This is a genomic window from Allofournierella massiliensis, assembly GCF_964241245.1.
GTDB lineage: Bacteria > Bacillota > Clostridia > Oscillospirales > Ruminococcaceae > Allofournierella > Allofournierella massiliensis.
This window is the reverse complement of the sequence record NZ_CAXSWZ010000040.1, coordinates 1-21768: the sequence shown is the minus strand read 5'-3', so window position 1 is coordinate 21768 and position 21768 is coordinate 1. Positions and strand designations below refer to the sequence as shown.

Annotated in this window: 23 protein-coding genes; 19 read left to right on the top strand and 4 right to left on the bottom strand. The window is 61.4% G+C overall.

The genetic code is table 11. The features are described from left to right. Positions 1-97 precede the first annotated feature (97 nt). Together ACESYO_RS15135 and ACESYO_RS15130 are read right to left on the bottom strand one after the other, a co-directional pair. A complete protein-coding gene (locus tag ACESYO_RS15135; RefSeq protein WP_373210647.1) occupies positions 98-1141 on the bottom strand; it encodes a ribonucleotide-diphosphate reductase subunit beta in 1044 nt (347 codons plus the stop codon). A gap of 20 nt (positions 1142-1161) precedes the next feature. Continuing rightward, positions 1162-3675, bottom strand: a complete 2514-nt coding sequence (locus ACESYO_RS15130) for a ribonucleoside-diphosphate reductase subunit alpha (RefSeq protein WP_373210645.1) — start codon at positions 3673-3675, stop codon at positions 1162-1164. A gap of 397 nt (positions 3676-4072) precedes the next feature. Here ACESYO_RS15130 and ACESYO_RS15125 point away from each other — a divergent pair, with 397 nt between their 5' ends. Beyond that, the gene (locus ACESYO_RS15125; RefSeq protein ID WP_373210643.1) at positions 4073-4831 is read left to right on the top strand and encodes a TraX family protein; all 759 of its coding nucleotides are present in this window, start codon (positions 4073-4075) and stop codon (positions 4829-4831) included. A 76-nt stretch (positions 4832-4907) separates the two neighbouring features. Here the strand turns inward: ACESYO_RS15125 and hisS are convergent, their stop codons facing one another. Beyond that, positions 4908-6152 (bottom strand): histidine--tRNA ligase, encoded by a 1245-nt coding sequence (gene hisS / locus ACESYO_RS15120; protein WP_373210642.1) that lies wholly within the window; start codon positions 6150-6152, stop codon positions 4908-4910. 133 nt (positions 6153-6285) lie between these two features. Between hisS and ACESYO_RS15115 the strand changes: the two genes are divergently transcribed. From ACESYO_RS15115 to ACESYO_RS15105, 3 genes are all read left to right on the top strand, one after another. Then, the gene (locus tag ACESYO_RS15115) at positions 6286-7461 is read left to right on the top strand and encodes an MFS transporter (protein WP_373210640.1); all 1176 of its coding nucleotides are present in this window, start codon (positions 6286-6288) and stop codon (positions 7459-7461) included. 70 nt (positions 7462-7531) lie between these two features. After that, positions 7532-7852 (top strand): SDR family NAD(P)-dependent oxidoreductase, encoded by a 321-nt coding sequence (locus ACESYO_RS15110; RefSeq protein ID WP_373210638.1) that lies wholly within the window; start codon positions 7532-7534, stop codon positions 7850-7852. After that, the gene (locus tag ACESYO_RS15105) at positions 7743-8351 is read left to right on the top strand and encodes an SDR family oxidoreductase (protein ID WP_373211313.1); all 609 of its coding nucleotides are present in this window, start codon (positions 7743-7745) and stop codon (positions 8349-8351) included. Before ACESYO_RS15110 ends, ACESYO_RS15105 begins: the two co-directional genes overlap by 110 nt. 307 nt (positions 8352-8658) lie before the next feature. Here the strand turns inward: ACESYO_RS15105 and ACESYO_RS15100 are convergent, their stop codons facing one another. Further along, the gene (locus ACESYO_RS15100; protein WP_058962671.1) at positions 8659-8910 is read right to left on the bottom strand and encodes a hypothetical protein; all 252 of its coding nucleotides are present in this window, start codon (positions 8908-8910) and stop codon (positions 8659-8661) included. A 358-nt stretch (positions 8911-9268) separates the two neighbouring features. Here ACESYO_RS15100 and ACESYO_RS15095 point away from each other — a divergent pair, with 358 nt between their 5' ends. The 15 genes from ACESYO_RS15095 to ACESYO_RS15025 all read left to right on the top strand — a co-directional run bounded on the left by ACESYO_RS15095 (position 9269) and on the right by ACESYO_RS15025 (position 21524). After that, the gene (locus ACESYO_RS15095) at positions 9269-9961 is read left to right on the top strand and encodes an iron-sulfur cluster assembly scaffold protein (RefSeq protein ID WP_058962670.1); all 693 of its coding nucleotides are present in this window, start codon (positions 9269-9271) and stop codon (positions 9959-9961) included. Between the two features lie 18 nt (positions 9962-9979). Further along, positions 9980-10972 (top strand): GGGtGRT protein, encoded by a 993-nt coding sequence (locus ACESYO_RS15090; RefSeq protein WP_058962669.1) that lies wholly within the window; start codon positions 9980-9982, stop codon positions 10970-10972. Positions 10973-11302: 330 nt separating this feature from the next. Next, entirely contained in the window at positions 11303-11719 is a 417-nt protein-coding gene (locus tag ACESYO_RS15085) for an IS5 family transposase (RefSeq protein WP_058962668.1), read from the top strand. A 180-nt stretch (positions 11720-11899) separates the two neighbouring features. Then, the gene (gene rbr, locus ACESYO_RS15080; protein WP_058962667.1) at positions 11900-12439 is read left to right on the top strand and encodes a rubrerythrin; all 540 of its coding nucleotides are present in this window, start codon (positions 11900-11902) and stop codon (positions 12437-12439) included. Between the two features lie 161 nt (positions 12440-12600). After that, positions 12601-13707 (top strand): ATP phosphoribosyltransferase regulatory subunit, encoded by a 1107-nt coding sequence (locus ACESYO_RS15075; RefSeq protein ID WP_058962666.1) that lies wholly within the window; start codon positions 12601-12603, stop codon positions 13705-13707. Further along, entirely contained in the window at positions 13701-14321 is a 621-nt protein-coding gene (gene hisG / locus ACESYO_RS15070; RefSeq protein WP_058962665.1) for an ATP phosphoribosyltransferase, read from the top strand. The genes ACESYO_RS15075 and hisG overlap by 7 nt, the downstream gene beginning before the upstream one ends. Before the next feature lies 1 nt (position 14322). Further along, positions 14323-15606, top strand: coding sequence for a histidinol dehydrogenase (hisD, locus tag ACESYO_RS15065; RefSeq protein WP_058962664.1), 1284 nt, complete (start codon positions 14323-14325; stop codon positions 15604-15606). After that, positions 15603-16670, top strand: coding sequence for a histidinol-phosphate transaminase (gene hisC, locus ACESYO_RS15060; protein ID WP_058962663.1), 1068 nt, complete (start codon positions 15603-15605; stop codon positions 16668-16670). Before hisD ends, hisC begins: the two co-directional genes overlap by 4 nt. Beyond that, positions 16667-17254 carry an imidazoleglycerol-phosphate dehydratase HisB gene (hisB, locus tag ACESYO_RS15055; protein ID WP_058962662.1) on the top strand — a complete coding sequence of 196 codons (588 nt, stop codon included), beginning with the start codon at positions 16667-16669 and terminating at the stop codon, positions 17252-17254. Before hisC ends, hisB begins: the two co-directional genes overlap by 4 nt. Continuing rightward, positions 17254-17874 (top strand): imidazole glycerol phosphate synthase subunit HisH, encoded by a 621-nt coding sequence (hisH, locus tag ACESYO_RS15050; RefSeq protein ID WP_058962661.1) that lies wholly within the window; start codon positions 17254-17256, stop codon positions 17872-17874. Before hisB ends, hisH begins: the two co-directional genes overlap by 1 nt. After that, positions 17871-18584, top strand: coding sequence for a 1-(5-phosphoribosyl)-5-[(5-phosphoribosylamino)methylideneamino]imidazole-4-carboxamide isomerase (gene hisA / locus ACESYO_RS15045; RefSeq protein WP_058962660.1), 714 nt, complete (start codon positions 17871-17873; stop codon positions 18582-18584). The genes hisH and hisA overlap by 4 nt, the downstream gene beginning before the upstream one ends. Continuing rightward, positions 18581-19339, top strand: a complete 759-nt coding sequence (gene hisF / locus ACESYO_RS15040; RefSeq protein ID WP_058962659.1) for an imidazole glycerol phosphate synthase subunit HisF — start codon at positions 18581-18583, stop codon at positions 19337-19339. Before hisA ends, hisF begins: the two co-directional genes overlap by 4 nt. Before the next feature lie 3 nt (positions 19340-19342). Next, positions 19343-19993, top strand: coding sequence for a bifunctional phosphoribosyl-AMP cyclohydrolase/phosphoribosyl-ATP diphosphatase HisIE (hisIE, locus tag ACESYO_RS15035; RefSeq protein WP_058962658.1), 651 nt, complete (start codon positions 19343-19345; stop codon positions 19991-19993). Continuing rightward, positions 19990-20751, top strand: coding sequence for a histidinol-phosphatase HisJ family protein (locus ACESYO_RS15030; protein ID WP_346672301.1), 762 nt, complete (start codon positions 19990-19992; stop codon positions 20749-20751). The genes hisIE and ACESYO_RS15030 overlap by 4 nt, the downstream gene beginning before the upstream one ends. Positions 20752-20867: 116 nt before the next feature. Then, positions 20868-21524, top strand: coding sequence for an HAD family hydrolase (locus tag ACESYO_RS15025; RefSeq protein WP_346672302.1), 657 nt, complete (start codon positions 20868-20870; stop codon positions 21522-21524). Positions 21525-21768: the final 244 nt, after the last annotated feature.

The window sequence follows — 21768 nt, the reverse complement described above, 5'->3', positions numbered from 1 at the left end:
GCCCCTTAAGGGGCTTTGCTAGTATAATGCCCTTATAGGGCTTACTCAAACCACCGGCTAAGCCGGTGGTTTTGATTATGGGAAAGAAAAATCAGGCTTACAAGTCATCCACCAGCGCGGTGCTCTTGGCGTAGGCGGTGCTTTTGGCCTCGAAGAAATCGGTCTTGACCATGTTGGCGTTGGAGTACTGGCTCACCCAGCTCATGGAGGCGGGCTCGGTCTGGTTGTCCTCAAAAAGAGGCCCGAAGCCGAGGCCGGTCCAGCGCAGGTTGCCCAGATACCGGATGTAGTCGGTGACCATCTGGCGGGTCAGGCCGGGGATGGCGTCCCCGATCACATAGTGGCCCCAGGCGATCTCCTGCCGCACGCCCTCTTCCAGCATTTCCTTCAGCACCTGCACATTCTCCGGGCAGAACAGCTCCGGCTCCTCCTTCTGCAATTCCAGCAGAATGTTCCGGAACAGCCACAGGTGGGTGTTCTCGTCCCGGTTGATGTACCGGATTTCCTGCGCGGAGCCGGGCATCTTGCCGTTGCGGGCAAGGTTATAGAAGAACATGAAGCCGCTGTAAAAGTAGATGCCCTCCAGAATGTAGTTGGCCATCATCACCTTCAGCAGGGTGAAGGCGTCTTTGTTCTGCTGGAACTCGTTGTAAAGGTCACCGATGAAGGTGTTCCGGCGCAAAAGGTGCTCGTCGGTTTTCCACTGGTAGAGGATGTCGTTGCGCTCCACCGGGCTGCAGATGCTGTCCAGCATGTAGCTGTAGCTCTGGCTGTGCACGCACTCCTGAAAGGCCTGAATGGACAGGCACAGGTTCACCTCGTTGGCGGTGACGTATTCCCCGATGTTGGGCAGATTGGCGGTCTGGATGGAGTCCAGAAACACCAGAAAGCTGAGGATCTTGTCGTAGGCGGTGCGCTCGGCGGCGGAAAGGTTCGGGTAATCCCTGGTATCCTGCGCCAGATTGATCTCCTCGGGAATCCAGAAATTGTTCATGGCCTGCCGGTACCAGTCGCTCACCCAGGCATAGCGCATGTTGTTGAAGTCGTTCAGGTTGGTGGTGTTGCCCCCGATCATCCGCCGCAGGCGCACGTCGGTGTCGCCGCCCGGGTTGAAGAGGGGCTTTTTGATCAGCTGGGTCATGGTTCACACTCCTTCAAAGCTCAGGAAGAGCAGCTCTCGCACTCTTCCACCTCCAGCGATTTGCTGCGGATGTAGTAGATGGTCTTTACGCCCTGTTCCCACGCCAGCAGATACAGGTTCAGCACCTGACGCAGGGTGTAGTCGTTGGTGATGTACAGGTTCATGCTCTGGGCCTGATCGATGTGCCGCCCGCGCACGCCCGCCGCCCGCACGCTCCAGCTCTGGTCGATCTGGTGGGCGTTCTTGTAATACCAGTAGGTGCGCATGCCCAGCTCCGGGGCCACCCGGGGCAGCATGCTGCCCTTTTTCTCCTCCAGGAAGAAGCGCTTCATCACCGGGTCCACGCCCGCGGTGGTGCCCGCCAGAATGCTGGTGGAGCTGGTGGGGGCCACCGCCAGCAGATAGGCGTTGCGCATGCCCTGCTTTGCCACGGTGGCGGCCAGCTGCCGCCATTCGGGGCTGTTATAACCCCGCTTTGCAAAATACGCGCCGGTCTGCCAGTCGCTGCCCTCGAAGGCGGCGTAGCTGCCCTTTTCGGCGGCGATGGCGCTGCTGGCGGCGATGGCCGCTTTGTTGATGGTCTCGAACACCTCGTCCACGAAGGTCAGGTGTTCCTCGCTCTCCCACCGGATGCCCGCCTTGGCCAGCATGTGGTGGTAGCCGCTGACGCCCAGACCGATGCTGCGATACTTCCGGTTGGTGAGTTTGGCGTAGGGCAGGGGATAGAAGTTCAGGTCGATCACGTTGTCCAGTGCCCGCACCGCGGTGGCCACCACCTGATTCATGTAGGCCTTGTTGGTCACCGGCAGGTTGCCTAGCGACAGGCTGGCCAGATTGCAGACCACGAACTCGCCGGGGCGGGTGGTGGTGACCACCACCGGGTCGCCCTGTGCGGTGGAAATCTCGGTGCTCACCGTTTCGATGGGGGCCATGTTCTGGGCGATCTCGGTGCAGAGATTGGAGCAGTAGATCATGCCCGCGTGGCCGTTGGGGTTGGCCCGGTTCACCGCGTCCCGGTTGAAGGTGAAGGGGGTGCCGGTCTCCACCGCGCTTTTCAGAATCAGCCGCACCAGCTCCTTCACGGTGACGGTGCGCTTCTGGATGCGGGGGTCGGCCACGCAGTCCCGGTAACGGGTTTCCCATTCCTCGCCCCAGTAATCCTCAAGGCAGTAGCCCTTCACGGTGAGAATCTGGTGGGGGCACATCAGGTGCCAGGGCGCGTCCAGATTTTCCTTCGCCAGCTTCCAGAACAGATCCGGGTAGCACACCGCCGGGAACACGTCGTGGGCCTTCATCCGGTCGTCGCCGTTGTTGGTGCGCAGCTGCAGAAACTCCGGCAGATCCTTGTGCCAGGCGTCCAGATACACCGCAACCGCGCCCTGCCGCACGCCCAGCTGATCCACCGCCACCGCGGTGTCGTTCACAAGGCGAATCCAGCGGATGACGCCGCCGGCCGCGCCCTCAAAGCCCCGGATGCTGCCGCCCGCGGCCCGCACCTTGCCGAAGTAAAGGCCCATGCCGCCGCCGAACTTGCTCACCTGCGCAAAGTTGTCCACGCTGCGGTAGATGCCCTCCAGGCTGTCCGGCACCGTGTCGATGAAGCAGCTGGACAGCTGGTGGTAGGGCTTGCGTGCGTTGGACAAAGTGGGGGTGGCCATGGTCACCTCCATCCGGCTGAGCATGTCGTAGAATTTTTTCACCCAGCCCGGCCGGTCGGTTTTTTCCTCCATGGCCAGATGCAGCGCAATGCCCAGAAACATCTCCTGGGGCGTTTCCAGCGGCACATGCTGCCGGGTGTGGATCACATACCGCTTGAGCAGAAGGTCGAGGCCGGAATAGGTGAACAGCTTGTCCCGCTCGGGGCAGAGGAAGGCTTCCGCCTCGCTGATCTCGGCCCGGGAATAGTGCTCCAGAATGTAGCTGCCGTAAAGGCCCTCGTCGGTCAGGTAGCGCAGCTTGTCGTACAGGGTGTGGATGCCCCGGCGGGAAAGCTCGGTTTCCAGCCGCAGCGTGAAGGAGAGATTCAGCAGCCGGGCGGCGATGAACTCCCACCTGGGTGCGTCCGGGCTTGTCAGCTCCACCGCCGCCTTGGTCAGGGCGGCCAGCAGCTCGGCGGCGTCCATCTCGGGCTTTGCAAAGCCCGCAAACCGGGCGGCCAGCGCGGTGAGCGGGTAGGAGAGCTGGTCGAAATCCTTCTGGATGCCCACAAGGCAATCCTCCAGCCCGGGGGCGTTCACCTGCGCCGCAATGCTCTGGCGGGCGGCGCGCAGCTCCGCGTGGCGGGAACGGTAAAGAATGTAGCTTTTGGCCGCCTCAAAGTGGCCCTGCTCCATCAGCGCCCGCTCCACCTCGTCCTGAATCTGCTCCACCGTGACCAGCTCGCCGCTCAGGCGACGGGTCACCGCGTCCAGCAGGCCGGCCAGCTGCTCCACGCTGGGGGCCTGCCCCACGCTGGCAAAGGATTTTTCCATGGCGGCAAGAATCTTGCCCCCGTCGAAGGCCTCGGCCTGGCCGCTGCGCTTTTGAATCTGCATGGTGTGTCCTCCCGTGAATCTCTCAGGCACTACCGCACAATTCACGGCGAACACCTCAGACGGTGTATCACGCCAAAATTTTCCGTGCTATTTTCCAAAAATGCTCGCCAAGCCACCAAGGCTTGCCTGCGCTTTTTGGTTCATATCACAAAAAATTTTCCGACGCGCTCCACCATCTGGAATTGTGCGGTAGTGCCTTCTATTTTGCAACGTTTCCTATTATACACCACATCTTGCATCTGCTTCAATGCGCAAAACCCATATCTGGTGTGTGAATTATACCGAAATAGTGTACAAAACGGAGAAAATAAACCGGTACCAAAAACGCCCCCCGGGGTGACAGGCTCCCCATGTTCTGTTAGAATAAAGAAAACGAAACAAGGGGAGGGGAACGCCCATGAAACCCAGCGTGGGAATCTGGCCCTGTTTGAACCGGGACGCCATCAAGTCCATCGCCATGGCCACAATGCTGTTGAATCACATCGCCAACGCCCTGCTTTCGCCGCAAAGCCCATGGTTTGAGCCGCTGGTGAACATCGGCTACTTCACCGCGGTGACCATGTGCTATTTTCTGGCCGAGGGCTACCAGTACACCCATGACCGCAAGGCCTACGCGCTGCGGCTGCTGATTTTCGCGGTGATCGCCCAGATTCCCTACCAGCTGGCACTGGGCTTTTTCCAGCTGAACATGCTGTTCACCCTGCTGGTCTGTCTGGGAACCGCCCATGTGGCCCATGAAATGGCCACCCGGCCCGGCGAGCGGCTCGGGCGGAATTTCGCGGCGCTGCTGGGGTTGTTCTTTGTCAGCCTGTTCATGGACTGGGGAACGATGGCTCCGCTGTTCACCTTCATATTCTGCAGCTGGCGGTACGGCAAGTTCGGGCTGGGGGGCAGACGCAGCGGGCTGGCGCTGGTCTTTTTGGGGGACGCGGTGATCTTTTTCTTCCAGAGCCTGCCCGCAAACTGGACGGTGCACACGGTGCTGCACACGGCGGCAAGCTCGCTGGGCATCCTTGTGGCAGGCGCGGTGATCCTTCTGTTTTATAACGGCAAGCGGGCCGAGCACGGCCGCACCTTCTGGAAGTGGTTTTTCTATCTGTTCTACCCGGCCCATCTGGCGGTGCTGGCGGCGGTGAAGCTGCTTGTCTTACAATAATAAAGAAAGAAAAAGCTCTGCCCGTGGGTTTTCCACAGGCGGAGCCTTTTTGTGTTGAAAATGAAACGGAGAACAATCAGCCGTTTGCGCCCAGGGTCTTCACGTCGTCGTTGTCCGCGAAGGCCACGGCGGCAAAGCCCTGATTTTCCAGCGCGCCGAACTGCTTGCCCAATTTTTTGGCCTGAGGCAGCACGGTCACGGTGTAACCCTCCCGCAGGGTGGCCGCCTTGGCCAGAACCTGAGCGAAGTCCGCGTCGGGCAGGTAGAGCAGGGCCATCTTGGGCTTCTGGGCCGGAATGGCGAAGCCCTGCTCGGCCAGAATGCCGCAGATGCGCTCGAAGCCGATGGAGAAGCCCACCGCGGGCACCTGCTGGCCGATGAACTTGCCGATCATGTTGTCGTAGCGGCCGCCGCCTGCCACCGCGCCGCTGAAGGCCGCGCAGGTGACCTCGAACACCATGCCAGTGTAGTAGCCCTGACCGCGCACAAGGCTGGGGCAGTAGGCGATCTTATACTTGCCGCCGGCCAGCGTTTCCACGGTGGCGATCACCTTTTTCAGGTTTTCGGCAAGGGTCTTGTCCTCGCACAGAGCGCCGATGGCCTCCAGACTGAATTCGCCTTTCGCCAGAAAATCGCTCAGGGCGGCAACCGCCTCGGCGGGGCATTCCTTCTCGGTCAGCTCCCTGGCCACGCCCTCGGCGCCGATCTTGTCCAGCTTGTCGAAGGTGATGCACACGCTGTCCAGACTTTCGGGGGCAAAGCCCATGCTGGTCAGCATGCCGCGCAAAAGGCGCCTGTCGTTGATGTTCACGGTGAAGTCGTCAAAGCCGATGTTCAGCAGCGCCCGGGCGGTCACGTCGATCAGCTCGATCTCCGCGTTGCAGGAGCCGTCGCCCAGAATGTCGATGTCGCACTGGACGAACTCCCGCATCCGGCCCTTCTGGGGCCGCTCGGCACGGAACACCCGGTCGGTCTGGATGACCTTGAAGGGGCTGGGCAGCTTGTCCCTGTTGGCGGCGTAGTAGCGGGAGAGGGGCAGGGTCAGGTCGTACCGCAGGCCCATGTCGGAAAGATCCTTTTCGTTGCCGGAAGCGATGGCAGAGGCCAGCTTGTCGCCCCGCTTGAGCACCTTGAAGATCAGGTTCAGGTTGTCGCCGCCGTCGCTCTTGTCCAGATTCTCCATATCCTCCAGCATGGGGGTGGAGATGCGCTCGAAGCCGCTGGCGCGGTAGGTTTCCAGAATGCGGCCCTGCACATAGTCACGCAGGGCCTGTTCGGCGGGCAGATAGTCCTTCATGCCCTTCAGCGGATTGGTTTTCATTGATGTTCCTCCCACATTCTATATTTTAACAGAATAAAGCACTTTTATCTTCTAATCATAGCCCGGCGGGCCGGTATTTGTCAACAAAAAGGGGGCATACTAAGCCAAAAAATCATGGGAGGAAACAAAAGCAATGGGCCAGTTTGTAAAGCAGCACCCCTTTGTGATTCTGGCGGCGGGGGCGGCCATCCAGCTGTTGGCGGGCATCCCCACCGCATGGGGTGTGTTTCAGGAGCCGGTGCGGGCGGAATATGGCTTCGATGAGGAGTCGGCCAGCTTTGTGCTCAGCTGGCTGGTGGCGGCCTTCGGCGCGGGCGGGGTGGCCGGCGGCTTTTTGCAGGATAAGCTCGGCCCCCGCTTCGCCGCCCTTCTTGGCAGCGCCGGGCTCTGCGCCGGGTTTGTGGCGGCGGGCTTTGTACCGGCGGAAAAACCGTGGCTCTTTTATCTTGCCTTCAGCGCCCCGGTGGGGGCGGGCTGCGCTTTTTTATATCCGGCGGTGATGGGCTGCGCCCAGAAATGGTACGCGGACAGAAAGGGCCTTGCCACCGGGGTGATCGGCGTGGCGGTGGGGCTTTCCGGCGCGGCGCTCACGCTTTTAGTGAAGTGGTTCACCGGGCTGTGGGGCATCCGGGGCTGCTTCTGGGCATTGGGGGCGCTGCTGGGCTTTGTGTGCGGCGGGGCCAGCCTTGTGTTGCAGAACCCGGAAAAAACGCCCGTCGCCCCAAAGCAGCAGGGCATGACCCCGGGGCAGATGCTGCGCACCGCCGCCTACTGGTGGATCACCGCCTCGGTGGCGCTGGCCACCCCGGCGGTGCTGCTGTTCAGCCCCCGCATTCTGGAGCTTGCCCGCCAGAGCGGCCTGCCGGAAACCGCCGCCGGCTGGATGGTGGCGGTGGGCGCGGCGGGCTCCGCCGCCGGGCGGCTGAGCCTTGCCGCAGCGGGGGATAAACTGGGCCGCCGTGCGGTGCTGATCGCTGCCTTCGGGGCGCTGGCCGGGCTTTCCGCCGGGTTTGCCTTTGCAAAAAGTTGGCTCTTTCTCGCCGCCTACGCCGGGCTGTGCTTTTTCTACGCCGGGCAGGCGGCGGTGCTGCCCAGCCTGTGCACCGAGCGATTCGGCCTTGCCCACACCGGGGCCAACTACGGCCTGCTGGCGCTGGGCATGGCGGCGGGCAGTCTGGGCTTTCCCTTCGCGGCAAAGGCTTTTGGGCTGGAAGCCGGGCGGCACTGGCTGGCGGTGGGCGCGGCGCTGGCCGGGGCCTTCTGCCTGTGGAAGCTGGGCCCGGCGCAAAAGAAGAAAACCTCCGGTTGACAGCGCCCTGCCCGGAATGCTATGGTGAAGGTAACCGGGCGGGCCCGGCGTGAGGGCTCGCCGCATTCTAATGATAAAGGAGCGATTCTCCATGGCAAAACTGGATGGCAAGGTAGCACTGATCACCGGCGCGGCTGCCGGTCTGGGCGAGGGCATTGCCACCGCCTACGCAAAATACGGCGCAAAGCTGATCATGGTCGACCTGGATCCCCGCGTGGAAGAGACCGCCGAGAAGCTGCGCAAAGGAATACGGCAGCGAGATCATCACCGTGGTGGCCAACGTGGCCGACCGTGCCCAGATGGACGCAGCCGCCAGGAAGGGCGTGGACACCTTCGGCGAAATCAACGTGGCCTGCTGCAACGCCGGCGTGTGCCGTCTGGCTCCCTTTGAGGAGATGGACGACGCCACCCGCGACTTCCACATCGATGTGAACATCAAGGGCGTGTGGAACACCTGCAAGGCCGTGATCCCCTACATGCTGAAGCAGGGCGGCGGCAACATCGTAATCGCCTCCTCCGTCACCGGCGACATCGTGGCCGACGCGGGCGAAGCCGCCTACGCCATGACCAAGGCCGCTCTGGTTGGCCTGACCAAGTGCCTGGCTGTGGAATACGCCGGCCGGAACATCCGTGTGAACTGCTCTCAGCTGGGCTATGCCCGCACTCCCATGGTGAAGAAGATGGCTGTGGAGTCCAACCCCGAAGATCTCGAGAGCGCCATCAACGACATCGCCGTGGGCGTGCCCATGAAGCGTCTGGCAAAGCCCATCGAGGTTGGCGAGCTGTTTGCCTTCCTGGGCATCGACGAGTCCAGCTATCTGACCGGCAGCCAGATCGTGATCGACGGCGGCAGCACCCTGCCCGAGACCATGAGCATCGGCACCAACTGACCTCTGAGGCTGTCGAAAAAGTTCGACAGCCTCCTGAGGGACACCAAACGCACCACCGACGCAAGGCGCGGTGGATGCTTATTGGTTTCCCCCAGTACCCTTTTTCCGGCGAAAAAACACCCGGTTTTGCGCACTTCGCACACAAAACCGGGTGTTTTTTCTGTTAAGGTGTCAGGATTCCCGGTACATGCCCGTGAATCCTGACGCTGTTTTTGTACCGCTTTGTTTTTGGAGCTGATTTATCGACAAGCTGAGGGCCGCGCCCCTTATAAATAGGTGCGCGGCCCTGACGTTTGATTCGTGATGCTTAGCCCTTGGTGTCGCCGAACAGGTTGAAGCGGTAGAGCTTTGCCTCGTCCTCGGGCTCGGAGCACTCGAACTTGGCCTCGGCAATCTGGCCGCCCTGGATCAGAGCCGTGAAGCCGATGATCTGGCACAGCTTGCTCTTCAGGTTCAGCCGGTCGCCTTCGGGGGTGATCATGTAAACGTCGCCCTTGCAGGAAGCCAGCATCTCGCTGAAATCACGAACGTTGAAATTATGAAGACTGATGCGATCCATAAAACGGATTCCTCACTTTCCCTTGTGCGGGCACCGGCGCATTCAGGCAGCCGGCCCGCCTTTTCTGGCGTTTGCCAATACTTTCTCCCACGCACGGAGGGCCTTGCCTGCCGTGCACCTATAATATAGCACTGCCTTTGTGCAGATGCAACAAGCAAGACGCGAATTCTTTGTAAGAAATGACGATTTAATTCGCACAAAAATCCAGTGCCGGGCAAAAACGGGGCCCACGGTGCAATTTTTTAGCCGAACAAATTCAAAAACGCCTTGCAAAACCCGGCCCCCCTATTTATAATGAAAAGGTAGATGTTGTGAAATCCGCAACAAGCTTACAAAGAGAGCAAAGGAGAGTACTATTATGACCTATTCTCATGAAGTAGAGCGTATGTGTCCTCTGACCAAAGGCCCCCATCACGGCCCCGCCCCCATTCCGGAGGAGGGCGCCTGGGTTAAGGCCTATGAGATCAAGGATATTTCCGGCCTGACCCACGGTGTGGGCTGGTGCGCCCCCCAGCAGGGCACCTGCAAGCTGACTCTGAACGTTAAGAACGGCGTGATCGAGGAAGCTCTGGTCGAGACCATCGGCTGCTCCGGCATGACCCACTCTGCCGCCATGGCCGGCGAGATCCTGCCCGGCAAGACCATTCTGGAAGCCCTGAACACCGACCTGGTGTGCGACGCCATCAACGTGGCCATGCGCGAGCTGTTCCTGCAGATCGTTTACGGCCGCAGCCAGACTGCCTTCAGCGAGGGCGGCCTGCCCATCGGCGCCGGCCTGGAGGATCTGGGCAAGGGTCTGCGCAGCATGACCGGCACCATCTTCTCCACCAAGGCCAAGGGCGTTCGTTACCTGGAGCTGACCGAGGGCTACATCCTGAAGACCGCTCTGGATGAGAACAACGAGGTCATCGGTTATCAGTTCGTTCGTCTGGGCAAGATGCTGGAAGCCATCCGCCACGGCGAGGATCCCAAGACCGCGTTCGAGAAGAACGTTGGCACCTACGGCCGGTTCGATGGCGCTGCCAAGTACATCGACCCCCGCGAAGAGTAAGAGAGGAGGAGAAATACTATGGCTACTTTTGAATCTATGGATCGCCGCATGCCTAAGATCGAGGCATGCCTGAAGGCCAACGGCCTGGAATCCCTGGACGCCTGCCGTGAGATGCTCCTCGAGAAGGGCATCGACTGCGACGCTATTGTGAAGGGCGTGCAGCCCATCTGCTTTGAGAACGCCGTTTGGGCTTACACCCTGGGCACCGCCATCGCTGTGAAGCGTGGCCTGAAGAACGCCGCCGAGTGCGCCGCCGCCATTGGCGAGGGCCTGGAGGCTTTCACCATCCCCGGTTCCGTTGCCGAGCAGCGCAAGGTTGGTCTGGGTCACGGTAACCTGGGCGCCATGCTGCTGAGCGACGACACCAAGTGCTTCGCCTTCCTGGCCGGCCACGAGAGCTTCGCTGCCGCCGAGGGCGCCATCGGTATCGCCCGCACCGCCAACAAGGCCCGCAAGACCCCCCTGCGCGTTATCCTGAACGGCCTGGGCAAGGATGCTGCTTACATCATCAGCCGCATCAACGGCTTCACCTACGTGGAGACCGATTACGATTTCAAGACCGGCGAGCTGAAGGTTGTTCGCGAGAAGGCTTTCTCCGACGGCGAGCGCGCTGCCGTTAAGTGCTACGGCGCCAACGACGTTCTGGAAGGCGTTGCCATCATGAAGGCTGAGGCTGTTGAGGTTTCCATCACCGGTAACTCCACCAACCCCACCCGCTTCCAGCACCTGGTTGCCGGCACCTACAAGAAGTGGGCCATCGAGAACGGCAAGAAGTACTTCTCCGTTGCTTCCGGCGGCGGCACCGGCCGTACCCTGCATCCCGATAACGTGGCTGCCGGCCCCGCTTCCTACGGCCTGACCGACAGCATGGGCCGTATGCACGGCGACGCTCAGTTCGCCGGCTCCTCCAGCGTGCCCGCTCACGTGGAGATGATGGGCCTGATCGGTATGGGCAACAACCCCATGGTTGGCGCCACCGTGGCCTGCGCTGTTGCTGCTTCTCAGGTTTAATCGACCCGTTAAGCACACTGCGTTTTGAGCATGAGCACCGCTCCCTTTTGGGAGCGGTGCTTTTTTGTTTGCCCGCGCACTGGCTTTTCTCCTTTGGGCAACACCGCACAATTCACGCCTTACGGCTCAGGCGGCGTATCACGCCAAAATTTTCCGTGCTATTTTCCAAAAATGCTCGCGGGTCTACCAAGGATTGGCTGTGCTTTTTGGTTCATATCACGAAAAAATTTTCCGGCGCGCTCCACCACCTGGAAATTGTTCGGCATTACCCTTGATTTTATGCTACAATAAGAAAAGTAATGCAGTCCAAAAAAGAGGAGGCGGCGGGTTATGTATGATATGGCGGAATCACAGATGACCCTTTACGATTATGTGCAGCCCTTTGGGGGAACACTGGATGAGAATAACCGCTGGGTGAAGCTGGCGAAGGAGATCGACTGGCAGGAGATGGAGCGCCACTACGCGGGCAACTTCGGCCGGGCAGGCAATCAGGCGCTGCCCCTGCGCATGGCCTTCGGCAGTCTGGTCATCCGGCAGGCGCTGGAGCTTTCCGACCGGCAGACCGTGCAGATGATTCGGGAAAACCCCTACCTGCAATACTTCATCGGCATGACCAGCTTTTCCCACACTGCGCCCTTTGTGGCCCACAGTATGGTGGGCTTTCGCCAGCGCATCCCGCAGGAGCAGGTGGACAGGGCGGTGAAGCTGTTCAAGCGCATTTCCCGCCAGTGCGAGCGGGAACAGTGAACGGCATTCCTTCATGGGATAGGGGCAGCGGCGTGCTGCGGCCAGCCGGTGCCTGGTCGATTGTGACAAAGTCACTTTTCAAACACACGTCCGCGTGATACATTAGAGAAAGATAACGGAAGATAGCGCCTTTGGGCGCTGTAATAAAAAATATTCTTACTTTATTGGAGGGAGTTTACCATGAATCTGAAGGGTTCCAAGACCGAAGCCAACCTGATGGCCGCCTTTGCCGGTGAAAGCCAGGCCCGCAACAAGTACACCTACTACGCATCCAAGGCAAAGAAGGAAGGCTACAACGAGATCGCCGCCGTGTTCGAGGAGACCGCCAACAACGAGAAGGAGCACGCCAAGATCTGGTTCAAGCTGCTGCATGACGGCGAGGTTCCCGGCACTCTGGCCAACCTGGCCGACGCTGCCGCCGGTGAGAACTACGAGTGGACCGACATGTACGCCAGCTTCGCCGCCACCGCCAAGGAAGAGGGCTTCGACCGCATCGCCGCCCTGTTCACCATGGTGGGCGACATCGAGAAGGAGCACGAGGCCCGCTACCGCGAGGTTGCCAAGCTGCTGGAAGAGGGCAAGCTGTTTGCCCGCGAGACCGAGCAGGTCTGGATCTGCACCAACTGCGGCCACATCCACATCGGCACCCACGCCCCCGCCAAGTGCCCGGTCTGCGACCATCCTCAGGGCTACTTCGTGCTTCGCGCGGAAAATCACTGATTTGTTTTGAACCTTTGGCCCCCGGCGTTTCGCCGGGGGCCTTTTTGTTTTGCGAAAACTCCCCATCTGCTCTTGACAGAAGGACGGTCTGTCCTGTATACTTCTTTATAGTATTACATTATCACAATAAAGTGAAACGCGAAACAGGGAGGGGAGCCGGGATGCAAAACGACCAGCTGCTGAAAAACGAGGAACGGGCGGTGATCGCCCTGCGGGCTCTGTACCAGAGCTACGGATATCTGCCCTACAAAATGAGCCGGTTCGAGGAATACGAGCTGTATGCCCGCAACAAGGACTTTCTGCTCAGCGACCGGGTTATCACCTTCACCGACACCAACGGCCGCCTGATGGCCTTAAAGCCGGACGTGACCCTTTCCATCCTGCAAAAGGGAGAGGAAAACCCCGGCTGCAAGCGCAAGGTGTGCTACAACGAAAACGTGTACCGGGTGTCCCGCCGGTCGGGCCAGTTCAAGGAGATCATGCAGACCGGTCTGGAGTGCATCGGCGACGTGGACGGCTACGATGTGTTCGAGGCGGTGGAGCTGGCGGCGAAGAGTCTGGCGCTCATCGGCCCGGAGTATGTGCTGGAGATCAGCCATCTGGGCGTTGTCTCCGCTTTGCTGGACGCCGCGGGCGGCGACGGGGAATTCCGCCGCAGCGCGCTGGAGGCCCTCTCCCAGAAAAACGCCCACGATCTGGCCCGCCTGTGTGCGGAAAACGGGGTCCCGGCGGATTGCGCCCAGCGGCTGGCGGGTCTCGTAACCATCTACGGCAGCCGGGGTCCGGCGCTGCAAAAGCTGCGGGCGCTGTGCGGCGGGCTTGCCGGCGAGGCCGTGGCCGAGCTGGAGCAGCTGAGCGCTCTGCTGGACGCGGCGGGCCTGGGCGAGGAAGTGGTGCTGGATTTCTCGGTGGTCAACCACATGGACTACTACAACGGCATTGTGTTCCGGGGCTTTTTGCAGGGCCTGAGCCAGAGTGTGCTGGCAGGCGGCCGGTACGACCGGCTGATGCGCCGGATGGGCCGCAGTCAGGGCGCGGTGGGCTTTGCGCTGTATCTGGACCGGCTGGATCAGCTGCGCAGCCCCCGCCCGGAATGGGACGTGCAGGTGCTGCTGCTCTATGAAAACGAGACCCCCGCGGCGGCGGTGGCGGCGGCGGTGCAAAAATTGCGCGCCGAGGGCAAGAGCGTGAGCGCCCAGAAGGCCGCGCCGCCCAAGCTGCGGTATCAGGAATGTATCCGGCTGGACAAGGAGGGGAAACCATGCTGAACATCGCGCTGCCCAAGGGTCGCCTGGGCGAAAAGGTTTACGCCATGTTCGAGGCGGCGGGCTACGAGTGCCCGGCCATCCGGGAAAACAGCCGCAAGCTGATTTTTGAAAACGCCGAAAAGGGCATCCGGTACTTCTGGGTCAAGCCCTCGGACGTGAGCATCTATGTGGAGCGGGGCGCCGCCGATGTGGGCGTGGCCGGAAAAGACATTTTACTGGAATACCACCCGGATGTGTACGAGCTGCTGGATCTGAACGTGGGCCGCTGCAAGATGGCGGTGGCCGCCCCCCGCGCCTTCCGGGACGACGGAGAGCGCACCCTGCGGGTGGCCACCAAGTTTGCGTCCATCGCGGCGGACTACTACGCGGGCATGGGCCGGGATGTGGATTTCATCAAGCTGAACGGCTCCATCGAGCTGGCCCCCATTCTGGGCCTGTCCGACGTGATCGTGGACATTGTGGAAACCGGCACCACCCTGCGGGAGAACGATCTGGAGGTGGTGGCGGACATCCTGCCCATCAGCGCCCGGCTCATCGCCAACAAGGCCAGCTTTAAATTCAAAAACCGCCAGCTGGAAGAGATGCTGGCCAGAATGAAGGAACAGGTGAAGTGACATGATCCCCATTTATGAATACGGCCAGGTACCGAACAGCGAAATTTTTGCCCGGGACAACATCGCCTCCAATGTGGAGGGCGCGGTGACCGAGATTCTGGCCCAGGTGGCCGCCCGGGGCGACGAGGCCCTGCGGGAATACACCCTGCGCTTTGACAAGGCCGACCTGACCAATCTGGAAGTGACCGAAGCGGAGATCGACGAGGCCTTCGCGGCGGTGGAGCCGGAATTTGTGGCGATTTTGGAACAGGCGGCGGCGAACATCCGGGCCTTCCACGAAAAGCAGCGCCGCAACAGCTTTGTGGTGGCCGACCAGCCCGGCGTGGTGCTGGGTCAGAAGATTGTGCCCATCCAGAAGGTGGGCCTGTATGTGCCCGGCGGCACCGCGGCCTACCCCTCCACCGTATTGATGGACAGCATCCCTGCCAAGATCGCGGGCTGCCCCCAGCTGGTGATGGTCACCCCGCCCGGCGCAAACGGCAAGGTGAACCCGGTGATTCTGGCGGCGGCGAAGATCGCGGGCGTGGATCGCATCTTCAAGGTGGGCGGCGCACAGGCCGTGGCGGGCCTTGCCTTCGGCACCGAGACCCTGCCCAAGGTGGATAAGATCGTGGGCCCCGGCAACGCCTATGTGGCCGAAGCCAAAAAGCAGGTGTTCGGCCGGGTGGCCATCGACATGATTGCCGGCCCCAGCGAGATTCTGGTGGTGGCGGACGGCACCTGCAACCCGAAGATCGTGGCGGCGGACATGCTCAGTCAGGCCGAGCACGATAAAATGGCCAGCGCGGTGCTGGTCACCGACAGCGGCGAGCTGGCCAAAGCGGTGCAGGCCGAGCTGGAGCGGCAGATTCCGCTGCTGCCCCGCAGCGAGATCGCCCGGGCCTCCATCGACAACAATGGCAAAATTATTGTGGCGGAAAATCTGGATCTGGCCATCGACATTGCCAACGAAATCGCCCCCGAGCATCTGGAATTGTGCGTGGACGCGCCCTTTGATTATCTGGATCGGGTGCGCTGCGCCGGTTCCATCTTTCTGGGCAAGAACTGCCCGGAAGCGCTGGGCGATTATTTCGCCGGCCCTAACCACACCCTGCCTACCAGCGGCACCGCGAAATTCTCGTCGGCGCTGTCGGTGGATGATTTCGTGGTGAAGAGCCAGTTTACTTACTATACCGCCGACGCGCTGGCCAAGGTGGGCGAAAAGGTGGCCTGCTTTGCCCGTAAGGAAGGGCTGGACGCCCACGCCAACAGCGTCACCGTGCGGCTGGAGGAGAAAAAACAATGAGCCGGTTTTTTTCAAGTCGATACGCGGCGCTCACCCCCTATACCCCGGGAGAGCAGCCGCAGGATCAGGACTATCTGAAACTGAACACCAACGAATCCCCGTTCCCGCCCTCGCCGGGGGTGGCGGCGGCGGTGGCCGAGCAGTGCGGCAAATTGCAGCTCTACTCCGACCCCCAGTGCGCCGGGCTGCGCCGGGCGCTGGCCGATTGCTACGGGGTGAAGCCCGCCAATGTGATGGTGGGCAACGGCTCGGATGAAGTATTGGATCTGGCCTTCTGCGCCTTTGCGGGGGAAGAGCGGCCTCTGTATTTTGCGGACGTGACCTACGGCTTTTATCCGGTGTTCGCGGCCAAAAACCGCCTGCCCTATGAGGTGATTCCCCTGAAGGAGGATTTCTCCATCGACCCGGCGGATTACTTCGGCAAAAACGGAGTGGCGGTGATCGCAAACCCCAACGCCCCCACCGGTCTGGCGCTGGGGCTGGATGACTTTGAAGCGATTCTGAAGGCCAATCCGGACGGGGTGCTGATCGTGGACGAAGCCTATGTGGACTTCGGGGCCGAAAGCGCCGCCGCCCTGCTGGACCGGTACGACAATCTGCTGGTGGTGCGCACCTTCTCCAAGTCCCGCTCCATGGCGGGGGCCCGGTTGGGCTTTGCGCTGGGCAGCGAGGCGCTGATTGCCGACCTGGAAACCCTGCGCTATTCCACCAACCCCTACAACGTGAACCGGATGACGCTGGCGGCAGGCGAGGCCGCGCTGGCACAGGACGACTATTATATGGAAAACTGCCGCCGCATTGCCGCCATCCGGGACAAGGTGGCCGGCCAGCTGGAGGCCATGGGCTGGAAGGTGCTGCCCTCCAAGGCAAACTTCCTGTTCGCGGCGGCCCCCGGCATGGGCGGCGGGGCCATGTATCAGGCTCTGCGGCAAAGGGGCGTGCTGGTGCGCTATTTTGACGCGCCCCGCACCCGGGATTACATCCGGGTGAGCGTGGGCGACGAAGCCCAGATGGAACGGTTTATGCAAACCATCAAGGAAATCATGAAGGAGGCAGCCCAGTGAGAACGGCAGAGATCAAACGCACCACCGCCGAGACGGACATTTCCCTGCGCCTTGTGCTGGAGGGCACCGGCAAGGGCAGCTGCGCCACTGGCTGCGGCTTTCTGGACCACATGCTGGTGCTGTTTGCCCGGCACGGCCGGTTCGATCTGGAGCTGACCTGCACCGGCGACACCTATGTGGACTACCACCACACGGTGGAGGACGTGGGCATCTGCCTGGGCGATGCTTTCCGGCAGGCTCTGGGCGACAAGCGGGGCGTGTGCCGGTACGGCCAGTCCCTGCTGCCCATGGACGAAACCCTGATTCTGGCGGCGGCGGATCTGTCCGGCCGGGGCGGCTACTATGGGCAGGTGGAGATTCCCACCCAGAAGGTGGGCGACTTCGACACCGAGCTGTTCGAGGAATTCTGGATTGCCTTCGCCCGGCAGGCTCAGCTGACCCTGCATCTGCAAAAGATGGCGGGGGCCAACTCCCACCACATCATGGAGGGAGCCTTCAAGGCGGCGGCCCGCTGCCTGCGCACGGCAGTGGCCATCGACCCGGAATTTGCCGGGGAAATTCCATCCACAAAAGGGGTGCTGTGATGATCGGCGTGATCGATTACGGGGTGGGCAACCTGTTCAGCCTCTGCTCCTCCCTGCGTTATGTGGGGGCCGAGGTGCAGGTGAGCGCCGACCCCGCCGTTCTGGAACAGGCGGATAAACTGGTATTGCCCGGCGTGGGCGCCTTTGGCGACGCGGCGGACAAGCTGCGGGCCACCGGGCTGGATCAGTTGGTGATCAAGCAGGCGCAAAAAGGCGTGCCGGTGCTGGGCATCTGCCTTGGCATGCAGCTGCTCTTTGAAGAGAGCCTTGAATACGGCCGTCACAGGGGGCTGGGCCTGCTGGCCGGGCGGGTGGTGCCCATGGAGGGGGCCCTCCCGGCGGAGCTGAAGATTCCCCACATCGGCTGGAACGCCCTGCAGCCGGTGGCCGAAAGCCCGCTGCTGCGGGACGTGAAGCCCGGCGACTGCGTGTATTTTGTTCATTCCTATTACGCCGAGGGCTGCGCCGACAGTCTGGTGGCCACGGCGGAGTACGGCATCCCCATCACCGCCATGGTGCAGAAGGGGAACGTGATGGGCTGCCAGTTCCACCCGGAAAAGAGCGGCCCGGTGGGCCTTGCCATTCTGCGGGCCTTTTGTGAAGAGGAGGGAAAAGCATGATTCTGTTTCCGGCCATCGACCTGTACGAAGGGCAGGCGGTTCGGCTCTATCAGGGCGATTACCGGCAGATGACCGTGTACAACCCCGACCCGGCGGCTCTGGCCAAGAAATTTGCCGAAACCGGCGCCACCCACATCCATCTGGTGGATCTGGAGGGCGCGCGGGACGGCACCACCCCCAATCTGCAGCTGATCCGGCGCATTGCCGCCGAGACCGGCCTGTTTGTGGAGGTGGGCGGCGGCATCCGCACTATGGACATTGCCCGCGCCTATCTGGAAAACGGGGTGAGCCGGGTGATTCTGGGCACCGCCGCCGTCACCGACCCGGACTTTCTGCAAAACGCTCTCGATACCTGGGGCGAGCGGGTGGCCGTTGGGGCCGACCTGCGGGGCGGTCAGGTGGCCATCCGGGGCTGGCAGCAGACCAGCGACGAGGGAGCGGAAGCCTTCTTCGACCGGATGCAGGGCCTTGGGGTTTCCACCATGATCTGCACCGACATTTCCCGGGACGGAGCCATGCGGGGGGCGAATCTGGAGCTGTATCGAAGGCTTGCCAAACGGCAGGGGTTGCAGATCGTGGCCTCCGGCGGCGTGAGCAGTCTGGATGACATCAAGGCCCTGCGGGAGATGAATCTCTACGGGGCCATTCTGGGCAAGGCCTACTACACCGGCGCAGTGGATCTGGCCGAAGCACTGGAGGCGGCGAAATGATCACAAAACGAATCATCCCCTGTCTGGACGTGCGGGACGGCCGGGTGGTCAAGGGCGTGAACTTCCAAGGGCTGTCGGATGTGTCCGACCCGGTGGAGCTGGCCCGATACTATTCCGAGAGCGGAGCCGACGAGCTGGTGTTCTACGACATCACTGCCTCTGCCGAGGGGCGCAAGCTCTTCACCGACATCCTCTGCCGGGTGGCCCAGACCATTTTCATCCCCCTCACCGTGGGCGGCGGCGTGAACACGCTGGAGGATTTTGACCGGGTGCTCAAGTGCGGCGCCGACAAGGTGAGCGTGAACTCCGGGGCCATCCGGGACCCGGAGCTGATCCGCCGCGCTGCGAAGCGCTACGGCAACCAGTGCGTGGTGCTCTCGGCGGATATCAAGCGGGTGAACGGCCGGTTTCAGGTGTTCGCCAAGGGTGGCCGGGAGGATACCGGCATCGAGGCCATCGGCTGGCTGCGCCGGGGCGTGGAGCTGGGCGCGGGCGAGGTGGTGGTGAATTCCATCGACACCGACGGCGTGAAGCAGGGCTTTGATCTGGAGCTGTTGGACGAGGTCTGCCGGGCGGTGCCGGTTCCGGTGATCGCCTCCGGCGGCGCGGGCAGCCAGCAGGATTTTGTGGAGCTGTTTAAAAAGGTGCCCAGTGTGGACGCGGGCCTTGCGGCCTCGGTGTTCCATTTCGGCGAGATTGCCATTCCGGATCTGAAGCAGACCCTTTGGGAAAACGACATCATAGTGAGGCGATAAGATATGCTGACCATTCAAGACCTGAAATTTGACGAAAAGGGCCTGATCCCGGCGGTGGTGGTGGATGCCAAAAGCCGCAAGGTGCTCACCGTGGCCTACATGAACGCCGAGAGCCTGGCCATCAGTATGGAAAAAAAGCTCACCTGTTTCTGGAGCCGCTCCCGTCAGGAGCTGTGGCTCAAGGGTGAGACCAGCGGCAACTACCAGCACATTGTGAGCATCACCGCCGACTGCGACCGGGACGCGCTGCTGGTACTGGTGGAAAAGGACGGCCCGGCCTGCCATCTGGGCAACGACTCCTGCTTTGAGGACGTATTGTTCCAGAGCGACGAGCGGGGCGACTTCACGCTGGAGGGCCTGTACGACCTTTTATGTCAGCGCAACGCCGACCGGCCCGAGGGCTCCTACACCACCTATCTGTTCGAGAAGGGTCTGGACAAGATCCTGAAAAAGGTGGGCGAGGAATGCACCGAGGTCATCATCGCGGGCAAGGCCGAGGATAAGAAGGAGACCATCTACGAGCTGGCGGATCTTGCTTACCACGCCATGGTGCTCATGGTGCAGATGGACATCACCGTGGAGGACGTGCGGGACGAGCTGGCCAGCCGTCACATCATCGACCACAAGGTCAAGCAGGAAAAGATGACCTCATGAGACCTTACAATCTGCACACCCACACCACCTTCTGCGACGGCGACAACACCCCCGAGGAGCTGGCCGCGGCGGCGCTGGCGGCAGGCTGCGAAACCCTGGGCTTTTCCGGTCACAGCCACACCGGCTTTGACGAGCGGTACTGCATGAGCCCGGCGGGCACCCGGGAATATATCCGGCAGGTGCGGCAGCTGCAGGCGGAATATGCGCCCCGGCTGCGGATTCTCTTGGGCATCGAGCAGGATTATTACTCGGAACAGCCTGCCGAAGGGTACGATTTTGTCATCGGCTCGGTGCATTATCTCCATCGGCATGGGGAGTATCTGCCGGTGGATGAGGACCCCCAGTGGCAGCAGGGCATTGTGGCCGACCACTACGGCGGGGATTACTATGCCTTCGCGGAGGATTACTTCGCCACGCTGGCGGATGTGCACCGGCGCACCGGGTGCGATATCGTGGGGCACTTTGACCTGATTGCCAAGTTCAACGAGGGCGGCGTGCTGTTTGACGAAGCCCACCCCCGCTACCGGGCAGCGGCACTGGCCGCGCTGGATCGGCTGGCAGGGGAGGGTGTGGCCTTCGAGGTGAACACCGGCGCGGTGGCCAAGGGCTGGCGCACCCAGCCCTACCCGGCCGACTGGCTGCTGAAGGAGCTGCAGGCCCGGGGCGCCCGGCTGATCTTTTCCAGCGACTGCCACAACGCCAATCAGCTGCTGGCCGGCTGGCAGGAATGGGGCAGCCTGTGCGGGCCCTCTCTGTAATACACAAACAACACCGCCCGGCGGGGGAAAAGCGTTCCCCATCGGGCGGCTTTGTTTTGCCCCGGCGGGGCCGGTCTGCTATAATACGTTATATATTATTATAAGGGGGAACGAATATGGCCTGTCTGCCCTGTCTGGTGCTGGATCATGACGATACCGTGGTGGCCAGCACACCCACCATCCACTACCCGGCCTTTCTGGATGCCATGAGGATTCTGCGCCCGGAAGTGAACTGGAGCCTGCAGGAGTATGTGCTGTATAATTTCGAGCCGGGCTTTGAAGCCATCTGCCGGGAGATGCTGCACCTGACCGATGAGGAGATGCTGGTGGAGCAGAAGGTCTGGAAGCAGTGGACCAGCACCCATGTGCCGCCCATGTTCCCGGGCATGGCCGAGCTGCTGCGCCGGTACCGGGATGCCGGGGGAATTATCTGCGTGGCCAGCCATTCCAGCGAGGAGATGATCCGGCGGGATTACCGCATTCACTGCGGCTTCGAGCCGGAGCTGGTGTTCGGCTGGGATCTGCCGCCCGCAAAGCGCAAGCCCGCCCCCTATGCGCTGGAAGAGATCATGCGCCACTATGACCTTGCACCGAACCAGCTTTTAATGGTGGACGATTTAAAGCCCGGCTGGCAGATGGCGCAACGCTGCGGCGTGCCCTTTGCCTTTGCGGGCTGGGGCTGCGAGGTACAGCCGGTGCGCGCCTTCATGAAAAAACATTCCACCCACCCGCTGGATGCGGTTGCCCAGCTGGCCCCGCTGCTGGGCCTGTAAGGGCCTTTTTTCTATACAGAAAGGACAAACCGGGCAGCATATTAGCAAAGTGATACTTTTTCAGAAAAAATTGAAAAAAGGTGTTGACTTCTGCTTAGAGGGTGTGGTATTATAACTAAGCCGTCAACGACGGCGAGCCGCTCGAAAGAGCTTGAAAAAATATTTCAAAAAAAGTGCTTGACAAACAAGACTTTGCGAGATATAATAAACAAGCTGTCCCGCGAGGGAGAGCGGCACAGGACCT